Here is a 15,052-nt window from a genome sequence, read left to right as displayed (position 1 = left end):
ATGTTGGGTTTACGACGGCACACTTCCTGCAAAGCCTGCTCACCACCTTGCTCATAAAGTTCTTTGTAACGATAAAATGTGTCTCGGGAGTAACCGAATAGCTTACAGGCTTGGGATACATTGCCTAGTTCTTCGGCCAGCTTTAATAGGCCTACTTTACCCTTAATTAATTTAACTTGCGTGTTCATGATTTGACAGCTTTTGGGATTACTTAATTGTGTAGTTACTTTAAAGTTAATCCCAAACTGTCAGATCATATCGGAACTATTTCATATGAATATTAAACGATCCAACTCTTGCCGATGCAATTATGGACAGAATGACAGCAAATACCATGCGTTTAGATCTCAAAGGCGAATCCCTAAGAAAGAAAAAATCAAAGCCGTATGCAGGCCTATCTATTGCCATCGCCAGAACGGCCTCTTCAACAGGCGCTTCTATTCGATTCTTTAAGTTAGGTTTACGACGGTTTACTTCCTGTAAAGCCGCTTCACCTCCTTGCTCATAAAACAAGCCTGTAAGTTATTCGGCTACTCCAGAGATACATTTTATCGTTAGATACATTCCCTAACTCTTCGGCCAGCTTTAACAAGCCTACTTTATCCTTAATTAACTTAACTTGTGTGTTCATAAATCTGACTGTTTTGGGATTACTTAATTGTGTAGTTACTTTAAAGTTAATCCCAACTGTCGGATTATATCGGAGCTATTTCATCTAAATAACTTGAAACTGTGTTCGACCGATTTGAACGTTGGCGTTCAGTAACAGCATCACGCACCGCAAGCTGAAGATTGCCCTGACCAATGCCAAACATTTGGAAGCCAGGTATAATGGTGCGAAGGATTCAAATCCATTACCACCTCATACAACATTCAGTCAAGCGCGGACTAAAGCTGAACAGAGAACTGCTACTGATGCTAACAATGCTACACCTGCAGCAAACCCCATATTGGCAACAGCTTTATTGTCTATTGGTTGGTTACTAAAATAGCACCGCCTCCAAGTATGTTTGAAAGAGGTTTAGTGGTCAACTTGTAGTCAACCACAAAATTTCTGGCTAAGATGTTTTCGGAAGTTAGCGTGTTGACATCTAAGTTGAAACCATCACTAAAGTATAATCCCTTGTCCATATCCTTTCCATCAATGTTGAACTTCGAAGCTTTAATAAGAATTCCGTCTGCAGTAGAAACTTTGCCATCCTTTTCCAAAAAAATAGGTGTGTTGTCAGGTATTCCACCATTCTTAGAGACATGAATTTGCCCTTTATCTTTTATGATCACCGGACCTCTAAAAGAATTAACAGCATTCAATTGGAATTTTAGTTGTCCATAGATTTGTAAACTTGCTCTTTCAGGGTCTTTATAATTGGTTATTGCGCCATTGAAATGTAGCGTAGTAACAAATCTGTCTTCTGGTACGTTCATGCCAGGAAATACTCTACCTGGAAAGCCCCAATGGCAGCTATGAGTAATTATTGCGTCTATAAAATGGTCAGTTTTATTATCAAGGTCAAAAAACGAAGTGGAGAATTGTTCGGCTGTGTCCATAATCAGCTTTGGCTGATTTTCTGCTGTAGTATTTGCAGTAATTTCTGGAGCAATTCTGTATGAGAACCTCTCTTCGCTAAACCAAAACTGAGCTAAACGGATGTCTTGTCGTAATAATATAGTAGTGTCCTGTGACAAAGCGTTTGCAAAGATTGCTAAGGCTTCTCGTTGATTTGGAAATTCACCCTCCGCCCAGTTATTTGGGTCATCCCAATAAAGAACTGGTGCGTTGTTACCAATCCAGTTGTAAGTCTTTGGTCTTGTAAACATGATTTACCTCCTTTGTTTTATTGTTTAAAGAAATTGTTTGTTATAGCGTATCAGAAAAGTTGCTGCTAACTCTTCAATTTACGTAACTTTTGTACCAGTTTGATTGATAATCATAGAAATTTGGGAACAAATAGAATGTGTATTAGGGGCATAGTAAAGATGTTCCCGAAAATTGATATAAGACTCAGACACATACGCTAGATAATATATAGGGGCTAGTCGTAGCTCGGCCCGTAACCGGTCATTGGCCTTATGTTTTTCGGCATGTTCATAGCATCCGTGCAAAGGCTTTCATTATTTATCCCCTTTAATACATCGATGGAATTATTGTGCCATCTTTGTATCATGTACACAGAGAAGGAATTGAATGATCTGGAGAAGTTTTTGGATCAGTAGAATTACCGGAAGAAACAGAGGTAATGCAAGCCCAAAAAGTGATTGATGTCCATAAGTTTGTTAAAAATCATTCGGCATGTGTCCGCGCCAATATTGGCAAGAACACCTTTTCTTCTTTCTATGAACGCCTGGTAAAACTCAAAGACAGCTAGTACGGAATTAAGCCATGCAATTCTGTCGCTTTGCATCATCTTTATCCGACTGGGTGTTACGTAATATAGATGACTGCAGGGTGATCTAGGATTTTCAGTATTTTTATGTTTTGGCATTGTGCTCATTTAAAAGATACCGTTTTATCAATTTATTTGAACCGGAAGAGATATTTTTGTCGACTCTTTATTTTTGGCCAATCTATTACTTTTTCATTAAATGTTCTTTTGCCGGATCGCTCAACATCCGTTCCATAACCACTTCTGCTTGTCCTGCACCGCTGCTTGATCGGCATTCGTCTAGAATAAGAGCAAGTATTTTTAATTACTTTCTTCTTAAGAAAAGAAATTGATATGTGATTTCATTGACTTAAATCAAGATTGTTGATAATTGTTTGGAAGTGTAAATAAAACGACTAGATTTACATACGTAATGTTGTTCTTTAAACAACCGATCATTTCCGATACTTCTGCAAGGCATAACTTTCGACTTGGCTTGTTTTTGATTCACTTCTGCTAATCATTCATTAACCAAAACCTGAGAAATGAGAAATCATTTTGTAGCTGCCTTCTCCGCCCGAAATTATTTTAGAATAGTTACTTTACATTCTCCAATAGATAGTATAATAGCTCTCTCTTCTTGATACATTTTTATATTGTCGCTTCTCGAATAGTAAGAAATTATTCCATCCGTTTTTGTTTTTTGACCTAGCAGATCTGCAAAGTCTATGTGCTTGTACGCAGCTTATGCACGAGCATATGATGTTCGTTTATATGATTCTCTTATAGAAAATGTATCATAATAGATTTTCTATGGGCAAAAGCTTCAATTGCCAAAAACTGATTAAATATAAACTACAAACAGTTGAACCGGCGTATAATCATATTGCTTCTTTTTCAGTACAGTTTAGCATTGAGCGCATTTTCTCAGCCTGACACTGGATTGCAAATCCGATTGGATACATCAACTATTAATAACAACTACTATAAAAAGCATTTTGATAGTTTAATAAACGCTGGACATAAGTATAGAGATAAGAAAAGCATTAAAAACCTGTTAACGAATTCCGTTAAAAAATTAATGGTTCTGCCAGATAATATGCTTAGAAAGCCAATTACTCTTCATAACGCAACGGCTGAATATAATAGGATAGACAATGAGGCCTCCTATATTACACCTTCCGGGTACTCATGGTATGGTGATTTTGAGGTAAGCAGCAGTTGGTCAGTAGCAACCATACCTTTTGATGTTCATTTTAATAATCAAACCTGGAACGACATTTCAAATAACAATTTTTCCAACGTGGGTATCCATTTTAATAAGGAAAACTACCTGCAAGTTTTAAAAAGTAGCCTCAAAGACAAATTCAATCCAGAAGAATTTTTGACAAACGATATTAAGAACCAGTTAGACAATATTAAACGAAATGCAGAGACAACGTTGAAGTCTGACCTTGAAAAAATAGGCCAGGGTTTTGGCGATCAGCTAAAAGATAAAATAGGTGAGTTGGGCGATCTAAAACAATTGATGTCGAAAGATCTTCATGTGGTGCGTGAAAAATTGCTTAATAACCAATACCTGCAGTCGGTTATTGGTAAAGAAAAGTTGTTGTCCGAATTGCAGGCAAAAATAAATATGGGACAGGCAGTTGATGAAAATCAGTTGCGCGAATTACAAAATGAAGTCTTGAAACTTAAAGGAGTGAATGCGTTGATTCAAAAGGTAGAAGAATATAAAAGTAAATGGGATTCCTCTGGTGTTTTGAAAAAGGTGAAGCAATTAGAACTCCTTAATGAAAAACAATTAGAAAAAATTGCCAAGGATCCCGCTACTATTATAAAACAGGCAAAGGCGCATTTACAGCTGACCGGTTTGCAAAGATTGTTCTTGAAATTGAATCAATTGAAATTTGGTCAGAATACCCTGTCAGGAAGCCCCTTATCGGTAAATCACTTATTAAATAAGGGAATAAATACCGAAATAGCCGGTAAAAACAAATCGCTGATGGTTGGATTGGGAAAATTGAAAACCTTCAATTCCATTTTCGATCAGCCGTTTACCAATAGTATTCTTTCCAATGATGGAAATGCAAAAATGATCAGTGTAGGGTTAGGCAATGCTTCCGCTGGCAACGCCCGCTTTTCTATAATGACCTATAACCAGTCGATGGGGGCCCTGGAGAATTTCGCATCTATCAGTGGACTATCGGCTAACAATACTTTCCGCAGTACGGTAGTAACTACAATCAGTAATGAAATGCGACTGGGTGAAAGTGGCATTATTACCACCGAAATATCGCGATCAGCAACAAGTTACCGGCAGTCTGTAGATTCGGATACGACATTGCAAAGCAAAACGGCGATGCAGCAGATCCTGAACTCAGATAATTTGCTGAATAGTATGGCCGTTTCATGCAGGTACGAAGATGAGCTGGAGGATCAGCAATTGAGCTACGGCGTACAGGCTAGCATGATAGCGCCAGGCTATAACAATCCAGGCAACAGTTTTTTAACGGGCGGCAGCAAAGAGTTTGGCGTAAAAGCGAAAAAATCATTCTGGAAGAGAAAACTACAGGCGTCGGTGAAAACCAATGTGAGGGAGTATAATTTCGGTGATGGTACTGATAAAAAGTGGCGTAGTATATACTCGATAATTGATCTGCGGATGAAATTAAGAAAAGGGCAGTCTGTAGGTATCCGCTATATGCCCAATAAAATGATCCGGGTAGCAGGCGGTGAAAAAAGCATGGTGTCGATATTGGAAAGACTGAGTGTTGATGGTACGCTGGCTCAGAAGATTGCCGGTAAATATTACCGGAACAACCTTACCCTGGCCTGGCAGCGGAATAAGCATATGTTGGCTAACGATCCAGTGTTGAATAACTCACTATCAGTATCGAGCTTCCAAAGTATAACCCTGGGAAGTAAGCTGCTATTCGTGAATACGCTCTACGACCATAGCCGGAATAACTCTCAATTTGTATTTTTCAATTCTACCTTTTTAGCTGAAGCTGGAGTTACTTATATATTGTTGAAAAAGGTCAGCTTATCATCGTCTATTATTAATAACGGTGTAAAAGGGTGGTATAACCAAATAGGTATAAAGCAATCAATTTCTGGCCAGCTGAGGGAGCGGGTCAATTTCAACATCTATGTTGATGCCAGAAAGAATATGAAATTGTATCAGCCATTATTGTATGGATTGTTCCGTACCGATATCAGTATCAATTATCTAATTAAGTGATGAAGTGTTGTAAAAAAATATTAGTGTCTTTACTGTGCCTGGGGCTGCTATTGGCTACGGGTACAAAGGGGCAGGTAGTGGTTAATTTTTCACCTGTGGTTTATGGTCAATCGCTTGATGGGCTTGCATATGCCCTGATTATGAATTCAACGCCGGGTAACTTGCTTGCTAAAGTAACAATTAGGGTGCGACAAGGCTCCATGAATGTGGTTACTGTGATCATGGCTCCATTTCAACTCCATCCAGGCCAAAATGAAATAAATAAATCAGCTTATAGCACAGCCCGGTTTGCATTTGGCAATAATAATTATGGACTAATGGTCAGTCAAACCGGAAGATTTTTGGAAGGGGAATATGAATATTGTTTTGAAGTGGATGTGTCGGAATCAAAGGACCCAAGACTGCCACCTGTTTTCGAAAATTGCTTTACGCACCTCTTACTACCACGCACGCCATTACTCCTGATCAACCCGGTTGATGGTGATGAAATTTGTAACAGACGCCCACAGTTCATTTGGCAGCCACCCATGCCACTGCCGGCAGACGCACGTTTTCGACTGTTATTGACCGAGGTTAAAGATAGACAGGATATAGTTGAGGCCATTACGTATAATCCGCCTATAATAAACCAGGCGAATATACCTGGGAATACCCTGTTTTATCCTTCCAATGCGCCCGAATTAAAGGAAGGGCAAAAATATGCTTGGCAGGTTACTGTATATGTGGCCAAGACTATCCTTACCCGGTCAGAGGTTTGGACCTTCATCCATAAATGCCAGGACCCTAAAAGGGAAATAACGCCAGATAGTTACCGCGAGTTAAAAGAAGTGGATGGCGGCGATTTTTACGTTGCCGATACCTGGCTAAGATTTTCCCTGAACAATCCATATGCAGCCGGAGAGTTGAATTATTCCATTACTGCTATGGACGCGTCGGGTAAAACGGTCAAAGGATTGCCCAACCTGAAACTGGCTGCCGGTCTTAATAAGTATGAAATTGACCTGTCGGAAAAGAATAAATTTAAAGTTGGAAGAGAATATATGCTGAGCGTTCAACTGGCAGATAACAGGACCTTACGATTACGGTTTATTTATAAAAATGAATAAATGCTTATGTTGAGAGGCATCGGCTGTTTTGTGTGCATCGTTTTTATGGTCAGTTGTACACATCAAACGCGCCAGCAACGGATGGCGGCGTTTATAAACAATCCTGAAAACAAAATAGTACAATCAATACAGTTGGGTGAGGTAAGAGCTACTGCCAAATGGCTGCCGGATCATTTTCAAAACGGATCGACTGATAATACGCCACTCAATAGCAAGGAACGAATTGAAGACTACTGTTACTTTAATGTAAAAATTGAAAAAAGTTCAATAGAAAAGCCTGCCAGGGAAAAAATAATGTATTTGAATTTCGACATGCAAAACGACTTCGTGGTGCTTTGTGGGGGCGATTCTATAAGTCCAGTGATTTGTCAGAAAGTGGAAACCGGTATTCCAGGCAGATTTGAATACCTGGTTGCATTTCGAAACAGTAACAGTCAATTGAGTAAGAACGATTTTACATTATACTACAAGGATAAAATTTTTGGCCTGGGTGTAATTGCATTTGTGTACAGCCAAAAAGATATCCGGAAGATTCCAAAAGTCTAAAATCCATATTTAAAGTTATGTAATAAATCCTGCTTAAAGAGCAGGGCAAGATATCTATTTCCCAAAAGGTAAGCCGAGCACACTTTGTAGTGGACATGCCGGGCTAACCAAACTTTTTTCGATGAAACTATTTACGAAATACCAAAAACAATTTGCTGCATTTCTACTACTGGTTATGACCCTTGAAATGATTATCCCGGCTACAGTATATGGGTTAACATCTGGTCCTTCCCAACCTGAAATGAAAGGTTTTGAGCCTGTTGGCAACAGCGACATGGTAGATCTTTTTACAGGTGATTTTACATATAATATTCCATTGCTTGATGTAGGCGGATATCCTGTGAACCTCGCTTATCACTCCGGTTCGGGTATGGATGAGGAAGCCAGTTGGGTAGGATTGGGCTGGAGTTTGAATACGGGATCCGTTAACCGGCAGCTGAGAGGGTTGCCTGATGATTTTAACGGCGCTGACAAACAGGAGCGGGAATTGTCGATGAAAGAGCATATTACCACAGCCGGCAAATTCGCTGTAACGCTCGATCTGCTTGGATTTCCTGTAAATAAAGTCAAAAAGAAAAGAAAGAAAAAGAAACTAAACCTGTCGTTGACGCTAAGTGCTGGTGTAAAAATAGATAACTACCGTGGCGTTGGAGCTGAGATAGGCGCCAATGTTGGAACCACATTAACCGATTTTGTAGCGGGGGAGCTTACTCAAAAAAAAGAAGACTCTGCTACTGGCAATAGAATGGGATTGAGTGTAGGCTTGAATCTAAATTCCATGGATGGTGCCACCGTTCCGATAAATGCACGTATCATTAATAACCATCTTATTAACAAGGATAAGGGACAAAGTATTTCATCCTCTGTCGGGTTTGGTTATAATTCAAGAGCCGGACTTGCAGGTATGACGCTCGGTGGGTCGTTCAGAGCCTACAACGTGATCCGGGACGAAAAAAATCTTACTGCTTCCAATGTAACTACGCGCAACTGGCAGGGTGGATCATTTATTTCATTTAATGGAGACACTTACACGCCTACAATAAATCATAGTTTTAAAAACACATCATTTACGCTTTCAGTGTCAGTGGGTGGGGAATTGTTCTTCGCATATCTGGGTAATGGTGTACAAGGTCTTTATTCAAAGCAGGAAGTGGCGCATCCCTATAAACAGTCATCAGCTTATGGTTATCTAAACAGCGAAAAGGGGATTAACAATAACGATGCGCTGATGGACTTCAATCGCGAAAAAGATATAGCCTACAATAACCAGATCAAGTATTTGCCTATTCCCATACCTACATACGATCTGTTCAGTGCCTCGAGTCAGGATGGCGGTGGACAGTACCGGCTGTACAGAGGCAGCTCTGGTGTTTTCTTTGATCAACGCAGCGGTAACACAGCCAACGAATTTAAATTGGGGCTCGAAGTGGGCGGTGGCGCCTTGTTCGACGTTGGGGCAGATCTGTATTTTCAAAATATTGAAACCAAAACGCTTAAGTGGAAAGACAGGAATAACTTCTTAAGTAAGGGAGATTTCATGGGTCATTCACCATTGACTCCCTTATATGAACCTGCATATTTTAAAAGAGTTGGAGAACCGGTGCCTTATGACAACGGCTATGTCAACAAAATAAAAGGGACTGAACCGGTGGCCGTTCATCTACCTGCAAGAATATCCAATGCGATTGAGGGACCCGAAGCGTCAGAATTGTTAAGGACAAAGTATGCACCCAGTGGGGAAAGTACGCAAGTGTTAAAAAGAGATAAAAGAGAAGTTCGTAATACTACTTTCAGCTATTTAACAGCAGCGGAGGCAACAAATCATGCACTGGACAAAACCATAAAGGATCACCATCCCGATTCGCTGGTATTGAACAATTGTAGTAGTGGCGGTATTCGAAACAGTTTCGCAAGAATAGGCGGTTATCGCAAAGCCAATCATTTTTCAGAAATAACCATTACCGGTGATGATGGCAAGCGGTCGGTGTTTGGGATACCTGTTTATAACACCTACCAGGAAGAAGTATCTTTTAGCATTGACCAGAATTTGTCGTTGCGTAATAAAGGCCTGATCAACTATAATGATGGAAATGAAAACTCAACCAGTAATTCCAAGGGACTTGAGCGTTATTATACTAAAGAAAAAACACCATCTTACGCTACATCTTATTTACTCACCGCGATACTTTCACCGGATTATATTGACAGAACCAGTAATGGGGTAACAGACGATGACCTTGGCACAGCCGTTAAATTCAACTATAGCCGTTTAAATGATCTGTACAACTGGCGGACGCCTTTTGCTTTTGGGCAGGATACAGCCAATTATAATGAGGGTTTTTTAAGCGATGCCCGCGATGACAAGGCAAATTATGTTTATGGACAAAAGGAAATCTGGTATTTGCATTCTATTGAGTCAAAAACAATGGTAGCGCATTTTATCCTGGGCAACCGGGGCGATGCTTTGGGGGTGCAGAACAGCCGGGGGCTTGTAGATACAACTCGTAAATTAAAATATTTAAAAGAGATAAGACTGTATTCTAAATCCGATCTGCGGTTAAATAACGACAACCCGGCAACAACGATTCCCATAAAGGTGGTTCATTTTGAATACGATTACTCCCTAATAAAAGGGTTGCCCAATAGTATTGGTAATACCGGAAAGCTTACGCTGAAAAAAGTATATTTTACGTTTGGGGTAAACGAAAAAGGAAGACTGAATCCGTACGAGTTTAAATATGATACGTCTTTTAACCGTTACGATTACCGCCAATACGATCGCTGGGGTACTTATAAGAAAGCCACAGATAATCCCAATGGATTGAACAATTCAGAGTTCCCTTACACGCTGCAGGACACAGGACTAACGAACGCTTATGCGAGCGCATGGCAATTGAATGAAATTATTTTGCCATCAGGTGGTAAAATACACGTCACGTATGAGTCAGACGACTATGGCTGGGTACAGGACCGCCGGGCATCGCAGGTGTGTATGTTCCAGGGCGTAAATACTTCCGGCTCATCTGCTGGCCTCATCGATGCCGACTACATTTATATTACTTTACCTAAAACCGTAAGCAGCCGCGATGAGATGCTGGAAAGATATTTTGAAGGCATTGAGAATCTTTACTACAAATGTTACCTCGATCTCGATAATAAAGATCACAACGAATACGTACCGGGATATGCAAAAATTATAGGAACCCCGGAGTTAATCGGTAACAACATTGCTAAGGTTCAAATTGAGAAAAAGGGAGGTGTAAATACCATTGCAAGGTCCGGCTGGCAGTACTTACGTACCAACTTGCCTAAATATGCTTATCCCGGTTCAGATAATTTTGAAGATAACGGATCTGACCTGAAAAAGACGATTAAAGCGTTGGTGGCTGCATTTGGCACTATTAAAGAGCTAATTAATGGCTTTAATAGCAGGGCAAAAAGATACAAGTATGCCGATAGTATTGATTTAGGAAAATCGTGGGTACGTTTATGCTCCCCTGAATGGAAAAAAATCGGGGGTGGCAGTAGAGTAAAACGGATAGATATTTCTGATGATTGGGCTGCTATGTCAGGCGCTACCGGTGCAAAAACAGCTACCTATAGTCAGGTATACGATTATTCTACTATGGATTCAAAAGGCAGGACCATCTCCAGTGGAGTGGCTTCATACGAACCGCTGATTGGAAATGATGAGAACCCTTTCAGACAGCCAATCCGCTACAAACAAAAAGAATTCCTTGCGCTCGACAATTACTACTATATCGAAGAGCCCTTTGGTGAATCTTTCTTTCCGGCTGCAAGTGTTGGTTACAGTAAAGTAACAGTAAGATCAGTAGGGTCGGGAGATGCCGAAACGGTGAATCGGACCGGAGTTACGGTTAGTGAGTTTTATACTGCCAGGGATTATCCAACAAAAGTTAACGTAATGGGTTTGCAGCAACGCAAGCCAGGTACAGGCAAATTGTTCAAGCTTTTAAGTAATAAGGAGGTTGAAAATATAGGGCTTTCCCAAGGGTATTCCATTGAATTAAATGATATGCATGGGAAGCAAAAAGCAATGAAGGTATTTAATAAATCAGGAGAAAACATATCCAGTATTGAATATTTCTACCAATCAGAAAATGAACTGACTGAAAAGAAGACCCTGCGAAACAATGTAAAAGTGATCGCCAGCAATGGGATCGTTTCTGATGGAACCATAGGCATGGATGTCGAAATGTTCACTGATATGCGCCAGCAAACCACTGATAATCTGGGTATCAGTGCCAAGGTAAGCGGTGGTTCGGGCTCTATAATTATATTTCCCTTGCCTTTTTTCTTTCCAGGTATCGGCGTGAACTATGATAGGAGATGTTACCGCGCAGCATCAACAATAAAGATTGTACAACGCTTTGCCATTCAGTACAAGACCCGTAAAATGGAAAATGGTTCTTCATTGACCGCTGAAAATTTATTGTGGGATGCGGAAACAGGGAATGTTTTATTGACAAAAACCCAAAATGAATTTGACGACGCCGTTTATTCCATGTTATATCCTGCGCATTGGGTATATAATGGAATGGGACAGGCGTATAGAAACCTGGGCACCATATTCAGTGGTTTTTCTACTAATAGTAATGGGGAAATAACTAACTCAGTATACAATGCGGTACTCGCGCCGGGTGATGAATTGATAGATGTTAATGCTAGTACTAAGTATTGGGTAGTAAACTCGCCTATAAGTAGTGTGTACAGCAACAGGTTGATTGACAAAGACGGTAATTTACAGCAAATTAGCAACCGGACTTTGAAAGTGCTTCGTTCGGGCCGCAAGAATATGGCCAGTGCCGCTATTGCCAGCATATCCTCGTTGAATAATCCAATAGTGGGCGACCGGCTACAGGTTACCCAATTAACGAGTGTGCTCGATGCGAAAGCGGCTGTGTTCAGTGAAGAATGGAGTGTACCAATTATGTCTAATTGTAACCAACCTGCCTGTCCACAGGGATGTGCGCTTTCGGGCGACAGCACTTATTGTTATAGTGTTGATGAGCATTATCCTGAACCGCCAACGGCCAGCGATTTTGATTCCATTTGTTTAAGAGCGCACGGGGCATATGGCTCACATGGAACATACATTTATTCAGCATATAATACAAATGGTACTTACAGTACTACCCCTCCGACCCCTCCAGTTCAAATAGACCCTAACAATCTTTTTTGGATCAATCCTAACGGAGGAGCGCTTGGCCCTTTAAACCGCTGTGGAATTTGGCAATGCGGCTCTACTGGTCCTGGTACCACATGGGTGGGTTTCACCACCCGAATAAATGTACCGGTCACTAAAACATATTACATTGGAATAGGTGGCGATAACCAGGCTGAAATTGTAGTAGATGGTACTACAATAGTAAGGCAAAGTAGAACGGCTATAAGAGCTCAAGGTGGGGTCTGGTTCAATACGGACCCTACCTTCAGGATGTGGCATATTTTCCCGGTATCCTTGGATTCCGGACAAAGAACAATTCAGTTAAGGGGTTGGAATATAGACTCGACATCTGATGTTTCATTTGGAGCTGAAATTTACAATAATACCGATCATGAAATTAGCAATGCCACGAGTTATAATGATCTCAATATTGTATTTAGTTCAAAGGATTTCATAAATAGAGCGTTTAATCATGGCCAATATACCAGTTACAATTGTCCCTCGGGCTATACGCTTGATTCAACGGGTGGAGTATTTATTTGCCGAGATACCACAGTGTGCCAGGTTAGCTATGGGACCAATACCATTGTTAATCCGTTTTATACTGGTATACTTGGGAACTGGCGTCCCAAATCCCAATTTGCATATCAAGTCAGCCGCGAAAACCTAGTTGGCAATACCGCGCTTTTGGGAAGCACAAATATTAGAAAGTCGGGTGCTTATAGTGTTTTTAATCCTTTCTGGCAATACAACTATACCACCTTGGCCTGGCAAAACAATCCCACGCTTGACCAGCATTGGATAGCAGCCAATGAAATCACCTATATTAATTCAAAAGGATTGGAAATTGAAAACAGGGATGCTTTGAACCGCTATAGCGCAGCTGTGTTTGGATACCTGGAGTCGTTGCCCGTAGCGGTAGCTTCGAATGCACAGTATCGTGAAGTTGCCTATGATGGGTTTGAAGATTATGGCTTTACGCTTGACTGTGGTCAGGTTGATACCTGCAATACGGGGCATTTCAATTTCAAAAAGTATATAAATGGCAGCAGTATCGCCCTTTCTGGTGAGCAGGCTCATAGTGGTAAGTACAGTTTAAAACTTACAACCGCTGTAACTGTCAACAAGACTGTCTTTGTAGAAGCCGGATCACCTTTATTCAGTTTCGATAATGGCCGCTATAGTTTACAATCTAACGAACTGGCAAAAGGTTTCTCCCCGGTGCCAGGCAAGCGATATGTATTAAGTTTCTGGGTTAAAGATGGAAGCTCGAGAGATGCCACTACAAGTGTTCAGGCAATTGTAAATGGAACTAATCTGGTAAATAGTTCTGTTAAATGGCCCATTGTAGAAGGCTGGAAGCGGGTCGAAGTGCCTTTTGTATTACCAAGTGTATCTGCTGCTTTTTCATTGCAATTACAGGGTAGTGGTACTATTTACCTGGATGACATTCGGGTTCATCCTTTTGATGCCCAGCTCAAAACATTTGCCTATGATCCTTCGAGCCAAAGGGTATGGGCTGAACTGGATGAGAACAACTTTGCCACCTATTACGAATACGATGATGAAGGAGTTCTGGTGAGAGTTAAAAAAGAAACAGAGCGTGGAATAATGACCATTAAAGAAACCAGGTCTTCATTCAGGAAGAGATCATGATATTGAAAATTGTTCAAAATGTATTTCATGCAAAAAGGAAACAGGATCTTGAAATTGGGTAGCTGGATAGCAGGCGTGAGCGTGCTGATGCTGATCTACTCTATCGCAGTTACACAAGATCAGGCAAAGAACAGGATTGATAGGAACAGGCCGACCATTTCCGCTGATTCATTATCGCAGGAGGAAGATAGTGTTGAAATGGTAGGAACACCCACTGATGATGACCCTTGGAAAGAAGTAGCTAAACTGGTGAATGCCTATTATCAAAAAGGGGGTGTTGAATATAAGGGTTTCATAAAAGTGATAGATGATAACGGCAATGAAGAAAAGGTTATGGAAGAACACCCTTTTGAGTATACCATATTCAATACGGATTATTATTATCACCTGGCAACGATGGAGGTTGTGAAAAAGAAAGATCTGTTGCTGGCTGTTGACAATGAAAAGAAAACGATAAGTATTGCCAGGAATGCCGTTGTGCCAAAAGGCAATAAGGTGTTTGATATGCGAGCTTTTAAAAAAGTAATGGAAAAAGGAAAGGCTCATGCCCTGGTAACACGATTAGGTGATGAAAAAGTATTGACCATAGATAATATCAATGACCCAGATATCCAGGGTTACCGGATTTATTACTCACCGCAAACTTACCGGGTCCATCGGATGCTTATTGGAATGGCGAGGTTAAACCCGCTGGAAGATGAAAGCCAGAAGGAAGATAAGGAGTTGGCAAATACGGCGAATGAGGAAGCAGAGATCGACACTTACTATTATTATTTGGAAATATTGTTTAAAGAGGTAGAACCATTGTCATTGCAGGCGAAAGATTTTAGTCCTGAGAAAAGATTCATGCAATTGAACCAGGATAGTATAACCCTTACGCCGGCATATAAAGATTACGAGTTATTAAATCCCCTTGAACCATAACATATGTTATCTGGCTTTGTAAAAG

The 15,052-nt window shown here is 40.6% G+C and carries 8 protein-coding genes and 1 pseudogene; 6 read left to right on the top strand and 3 right to left on the bottom strand.

Annotated features, from left to right (window positions below):
- The 3 genes from JUB15_RS27925 to JUB15_RS27915 form a co-directional block, all read right to left on the bottom strand.
- Positions 1-188 (bottom strand): helix-turn-helix domain-containing protein (locus JUB15_RS27925; RefSeq protein WP_207516028.1); only part of this gene is annotated, 188 nt, incomplete at its 3' end.
- A gap of 76 nt (positions 189-264) precedes the next feature.
- Positions 265-513: a hypothetical protein gene (locus JUB15_RS28890; protein ID WP_207516026.1), complete on the bottom strand. Its 249-nt coding sequence runs from the start codon at positions 511-513 to the stop codon at positions 265-267.
- A gap of 456 nt (positions 514-969) precedes the next feature.
- Positions 970-1,818, bottom strand: coding sequence for a hypothetical protein (locus JUB15_RS27915; protein ID WP_207516025.1), 849 nt, complete (start codon positions 1,816-1,818; stop codon positions 970-972).
- A 395-nt stretch (positions 1,819-2,213) separates the two neighbouring features.
- Between JUB15_RS27915 and JUB15_RS28885 the strand changes: the two are divergent.
- From JUB15_RS28885 to JUB15_RS27890, 6 genes and pseudogenes are all read left to right on the top strand, one after another.
- Positions 2,214-2,366, top strand: a pseudogene (locus JUB15_RS28885) (DUF6965 family protein); the annotation flags it as partial.
- A 1,096-nt stretch (positions 2,367-3,462) separates the two neighbouring features.
- A complete protein-coding gene (locus tag JUB15_RS27910) occupies positions 3,463-5,607 on the top strand; it encodes a hypothetical protein (RefSeq protein ID WP_207516023.1) in 2,145 nt (714 codons plus the stop codon).
- A gap of 317 nt (positions 5,608-5,924) precedes the next feature.
- On the top strand, positions 5,925-6,713 hold the full coding sequence (locus JUB15_RS27905; RefSeq protein WP_207516021.1) for a DUF928 domain-containing protein: 789 nt from the start codon (positions 5,925-5,927) through the stop codon (positions 6,711-6,713).
- Positions 6,714-7,259 carry a hypothetical protein gene (locus JUB15_RS27900; RefSeq protein WP_207516019.1) on the top strand — a complete coding sequence of 182 codons (546 nt, stop codon included), beginning with the start codon at positions 6,714-6,716 and terminating at the stop codon, positions 7,257-7,259. It abuts the gene before it with no gap.
- Between the two features lie 121 nt (positions 7,260-7,380).
- Complete coding sequence (locus JUB15_RS27895) at positions 7,381-14,103, top strand: hypothetical protein (protein ID WP_207516017.1); 6,723 nt, start codon at positions 7,381-7,383, stop codon at positions 14,101-14,103.
- Between the two features lie 27 nt (positions 14,104-14,130).
- A complete protein-coding gene (locus JUB15_RS27890; protein ID WP_207516015.1) occupies positions 14,131-15,027 on the top strand; it encodes a hypothetical protein in 897 nt (298 codons plus the stop codon).
- Positions 15,028-15,052 lie beyond the last annotated feature (25 nt).

Source organism: Longitalea luteola (assembly GCF_017356035.1).
GTDB lineage: Bacteria > Bacteroidota > Bacteroidia > Chitinophagales > Chitinophagaceae > Niastella > Niastella luteola.
Note: the sequence above shows the minus strand (reverse complement) of the source record. Positions and strands in the feature narration are given on the sequence as shown.

What these genes read in the sequence shown, in the direction of transcription:
- JUB15_RS27915 (WP_207516025.1), bottom strand. Translation starts at nt 1,818, where the DNA reads ATGTTTACAAGACCAAAGACTTACAACTGGATTGGTAACAACGCACCA.
- JUB15_RS27910 (WP_207516023.1), top strand. Translation starts at nt 3,463, where the DNA reads ATGCTTAGAAAGCCAATTACTCTTCATAACGCAACGGCTGAATATAAT.
- JUB15_RS27905 (WP_207516021.1), top strand. Translation starts at nt 5,925, where the DNA reads ATGGTCAGTCAAACCGGAAGATTTTTGGAAGGGGAATATGAATATTGT.
- JUB15_RS27900 (WP_207516019.1), top strand. Translation starts at nt 6,714, where the DNA reads ATGCTTATGTTGAGAGGCATCGGCTGTTTTGTGTGCATCGTTTTTATG.
- JUB15_RS27895 (WP_207516017.1), top strand. Translation starts at nt 7,381, where the DNA reads ATGAAACTATTTACGAAATACCAAAAACAATTTGCTGCATTTCTACTA.
- JUB15_RS27890 (WP_207516015.1), top strand. Translation starts at nt 14,131, where the DNA reads ATGCAAAAAGGAAACAGGATCTTGAAATTGGGTAGCTGGATAGCAGGC.